We start from the raw sequence: 4,387 nt of genomic DNA on the forward strand, positions 1-4,387 counted from the left end.
GGTCCAGGCCGAGGGCGCGCAGCCGGCCGACGACTTCCTGCGCGCGCAGGTCGGAGCCGTCCTGGAGGCCGTGGTCGATGGTGATGCCGCCGGCGCGGGCGCCCTGGCGGGGGGCCTCGAAGGAGAGGGCGGAGGCCAGCGCCATGGAGTCGGCGCCGCCGGAGCAGGCGACGAGGACGAGGGGCGCGTCGGCGGGGACGGCGGGGGTCGGGGGGTTGCCCGCGAAGCGGGCGCGCGAGGCCGGTGCGGGGACTGCGGCCGTGGAGGCCGCGGGGGCGGCAGGAGACGCCGTGGGGGCGGCCGGGGAGGCCGCGGGTGTGGGGGGAGCGTGTGCCGTCGCGTACTCGGTCAGGACGTCGTGCAGGACGTGGCGTACGGCCAGACGTATCGCGGCGACCGCTGGATGGGGACCCATGGCTTTCACTTCACTTTCGCTGGCGGCGGAAGAGCTCGCTCGGGCTCACCTCCGCGACCGTCACTGTAAGTGTGTCGATGGTGACAGAGGAGAGCGGCCAACCGAGCATTGCACGCGGGCAACGCCGGGTTCGCTCCCTCGGACGGGTGAAAGTCACGCGAATATCGCCGCCATGGGAACCGCTTGAAGCAGTCGTCAGCTCTCGGCCCGGCTGTGCACCCGCGCGATCCAGTCCGCCGGCTTGGCGATCTCCGACTTGGTCGGCAGGGTGTTGGGCGAGGTCCACACGCGGTTGAAGCCGTCCATGCCGACCTCGTCGACGACGTGCCGTACGAAGCGCTCGCCGTCGCGGTACTGGCGGAGCTTGGCGTCCAGGCCGAGCAGCTTGCGCAGCGCCTGGTCCAGCCGGCCCGCGCCGGCCTGGCGGCGCTTGGTGAACTTCTCCCGGATCTCCGCGACCGACGGCACGACCTGCGGTCCCACGCCGTCCATCACGTAGTCCGCGTGCCCCTCCAGCAGGGACATCACCGCGGTCAGCCGGCCCAGGATCTCCCGCTGCGCCGGGGTCTGGACGACCTCGACGATGCTGCGCTCCTCCGCGCCCTCCTCCTTGCCGCCGCTGAGGCTCTGGAGCGCTTCGCGTACGCGGTCCAGGAGGGTGGCCGGGTCGATCTCCGTCTCGCCCAGGAACGACTGGATCTCGCCTTGCAGGTGGTCGCGCAGCCACGGCACGGCGGTGAACTGCGTGCGGTGGGTCTCCTCGTGGATGCAGACCCACAGCCGGAAGTCGTGCGGGGCGACCTCCAGCTCGCGCTCGACGTGGACGATGTTCGGCGCGACGAGCAGCAGCCGGCCCTGGCCGGCGCCGCCGCTGCCGGAGCCGGCGTGGGCGGCGGGGCCGCCGGGCAGGTCGCGGGTGGCGGGGGCGAAGGTCTCGTACTGGCCGAGGACGCGGGAGGACAGGAACGACAGCAGCATCCCCAGCTCGACGCCGGTGACCTTGCCGCCGACGGCGCCCAGGACGGCCCCGCCGGGGAGGCCGGAGCGGCGCTTGTCCATCTTCTCCAGCAGCGGCGCGAGGACGGCGCGGAAGCCCGCGACGTTCGCCTTGACCCAGCCGGGCCGGTCGACCACGAGGATCGGGGTGTCGTGCCGGGGGTCGGCGCCGTCGGGATACATCCGGGAGAACTCGCGTACGTGCTCCTCGGCCGACCGGGCGTGCGCCCGCAGCTCGCCGACGATGGCACGCGCCTCGTCCCGGCTCACCTCCGGCCCCGGCCGCACGAACCGCGTCGCGGTCGCAACCGCGAGATTCCAGTCGACCATCTCCGCACCACCGATGCTCGTCATCTCTTCACCGTACGTGCCCACGCGGCCGAGCGGGAGCGCGCGGCCCCCGGATCCGGTCACGGGGGCACCCGTAGGGGACCCGCGGGACCCCGCGGAGGGCCCGGCAGGGGGCGCGGCGGGGGCCGGGGCGGCGTGGCAGTCGCCCGAACGAGGGACGAGGTTCACTTCTCGTTCACTTCGGACGGCGAATTGATTCACCTGTTCTGCCTAAATTCGGCAACGAAAGGTGAATCAGCGCAGGCGGGACGGATGCGAACGCGCATACCTGAGGAAGAGGTCTCGCCCCAGTACCGCAAGAACCGCAAAGGACCCCCACCGTGAAGCTTCCCCGCACCACCCGGCTGCGCGGCGCCGCCGCAGGCTCGCTCGCCCTCGCCGGCGCCCTCGTCCTCGGCGCCTGCGGGTCTGACGACAACACCGGCGGCGCCGCCTCGACCGGTGGCGGCGCCCAGGCCGCCGCCGACGACGTGAAGTGCACCGGCTCCGGCGAGCTGCTGGCCTCGGGCTCCTCCGCGCAGAAGAACGCCGTGGACCAGTGGGTCAGCGACTTCCAGGGCTCCTGCCCGGACATCACCGTCAACTACAAGGCCACCGGCTCCGGCGCCGGCATCCAGGAGTTCCTGCAGGGCAAGACCGGCTTCGCCGGCTCCGACTCGGTGCTCAAGCCCGAGGAGGTGCAGGCGTCGAAGAAGGTCTGCAAGGACGGCGAGGCCATCAACATCCCGATGCTCGGCGGGCCCATCGCCGTCGGCTACAACGTCGACGGCGTCGACGACCTCGTCCTCGACGCGGACGTCCTCGGCCAGGTCTTCGGCGGCTCGATCACCACCTGGAACGACCCGGCCATCGCCGACCTCAACCCCGACGCGGACCTGCCGGACACCAAGATCCAGCCGGTGCACCGCTCGGACGAGTCGGGCACCACCGACAACTTCACCCAGTACCTCGCCGCCGCGGCCCAGGACACCTGGCCGCACGAGCCCGGCAAGAAGTGGCCCGTACAGGGCGGCCAGGCCGCGGACGGCTCCTCCGGGGTGTCCTCGCAGGTGAAGCAGACCGACGGCGCCATCTCGTACTTCGAGCTGTCCTACGCCACCGCGAGCGACATCGACACCGTGAAGCTGGACACCGGCGCCGCCGAGCCCGTCGAGGCCACCAGCGACAACGCCTCGAAGGCCATCGCCGCCGCCAAGGTCACGGGCACCGGCAAGGACCTGGCGATGAAGCTCGACTACACCACCGACGCCGACGGCGCCTACCCGCTGACCCTCCTCACCTACGAGATCGCCTGCGACACGGGCAACAACAGGGACAATCTGGACAAGGTGAAGTCCTTCCTCGGCTACACCGCCAGCGAGGCCGGCCAGTCCAAGCTGAGCCAGCTCGGCTACGCCCCGCTGCCCGCGGAGATCGCCGGGAAGGTCCGTACGACCGTGGAGTCACTCTCCTGACCTCCGACCCGTGCCCCCGCAGCCCCCGCGCCGACCGGCGCGGGGGCCCGGAGGGCACGGGCGCCGCATCCGGTGCACCGCCGCCGGGACGACAGGCGCACACCCACGCGCCGCCGCCCCACCCAGACCGGAGACCGCACGTGAGTACCGACACAGACATACGCACACCCGCCCCGCCCCCGCCCGAGGCCCCGCGCGGGCCGGGCCGCCGCCGCAAGCCGGACACCCGCCTCGGCGACCGCGTCTTCGCCGGCCTGTCGAAGGGGTCCGGGATCACCCTGCTGGTGATCATGGGCGCGATCGCGGCGTTCCTCGCGTACCGCGCCGCGCTCGCCCTCGCCAAGAACGAGGGCAACTTCCTCACCACCTTCGAGTGGAACGCCAACGCCCAGCCGCCGGTCTTCGGCATCGCCGTGCTGGCCTTCGGCACGGTCGTCTCGTCGGTGATCGCCATGGTCATCGCGGTGCCGATCGCGGTGGGCATCGCGCTGTTCATCACCCACTACGCACCGCGCAGGCTGGCCGCCCCCCTCGCGTACGTCATCGACCTGCTGGCCGCCGTCCCGTCCATCGTCTACGGCCTGTGGGGCGCCCTGTTCCTCGTGCCGCACCTGGTCGGCCCGTACGAGTGGCTGGACGACCTCCTGGGCTGGACCGTCGTCTTCTCGTACGACGGCGGCGCCCCGCGCTCCCTGATGACCGCCGGCATCCTGCTGGCGATCATGATCCTGCCGATCATCACGAACGTCAGCCGCGAGGTGTTCCGGCAGTCGCCGCAGACGCACCAGGAGGCGGCGCTGGCGCTGGGCGCCACGCGCTGGGAGGTCATCCGCATGACGGTGCTGCCCTTCGGCCGCTCCGGCGTCATCTCGGCCTCGATGCTCGGCCTCGGGCGGGCGCTGGGCGAGACGATGGCGGTGGCCACGGTGCTGTCGCCGTCGGCGATCCTGTCGGCGAAGGTGCTGGAGCCCGGGGGCGGTACGTTCGCGCAGAACATCGCCTCGGCGTTCAAGGAGGCCGGCGAGTTCGGGCGGGACGCGCTGATCGCCTCCGGTCTGGTGCTGTTCGTCATCACGCTGCTGGTCAACGGCGCCGCCCGGCTGATCATCGCGCGCCGCAAGGAGTACTCGGGGGCCAACGCATGAGCGCGCCCCCGACCGGCCGCGGCGAC

At 72.2% G+C, this 4,387-nt stretch carries 4 protein-coding genes; 2 read left to right on the top strand and 2 right to left on the bottom strand.

Features of this window, described 5'->3' with window-relative positions:
* Together H5J30_RS19140 and H5J30_RS19145 are read right to left on the bottom strand one after the other, a co-directional pair.
* On the bottom strand, positions 1-415 hold a 415-nt coding region (locus tag H5J30_RS19140; protein WP_309505576.1), incomplete at its 3' end, for a PP-loop family protein.
* 195 nt (positions 416-610) lie between these two features.
* A complete protein-coding gene (locus H5J30_RS19145; protein WP_181788637.1) occupies positions 611-1,765 on the bottom strand; it encodes an Rv3626c family coenzyme F420 biosynthesis-associated protein in 1,155 nt (384 codons plus the stop codon).
* A gap of 317 nt (positions 1,766-2,082) precedes the next feature.
* Here H5J30_RS19145 and pstS point away from each other — a divergent pair, with 317 nt between their 5' ends.
* Positions 2,083-3,216, top strand: coding sequence for a phosphate ABC transporter substrate-binding protein PstS (pstS, locus tag H5J30_RS19150; RefSeq protein WP_181788638.1), 1,134 nt, complete (start codon positions 2,083-2,085; stop codon positions 3,214-3,216).
* A gap of 140 nt (positions 3,217-3,356) precedes the next feature.
* A complete protein-coding gene (pstC, locus tag H5J30_RS19155) occupies positions 3,357-4,361 on the top strand; it encodes a phosphate ABC transporter permease subunit PstC (protein ID WP_181788639.1) in 1,005 nt (334 codons plus the stop codon).
* Positions 4,362-4,387 lie beyond the last annotated feature (26 nt).

Origin of the sequence: Streptomyces phytophilus, from assembly GCF_013870535.1 — a bacterium.
GTDB classification, from domain to species: Bacteria; Actinomycetota; Actinomycetes; order Streptomycetales; family Streptomycetaceae; genus Streptomyces; species Streptomyces phytophilus.

What these genes read in the sequence shown, in the direction of transcription:
- H5J30_RS19145 (WP_181788637.1), bottom strand. Translation starts at nt 1,765, where the DNA reads ATGACGAGCATCGGTGGTGCGGAGATGGTCGACTGGAATCTCGCGGTT.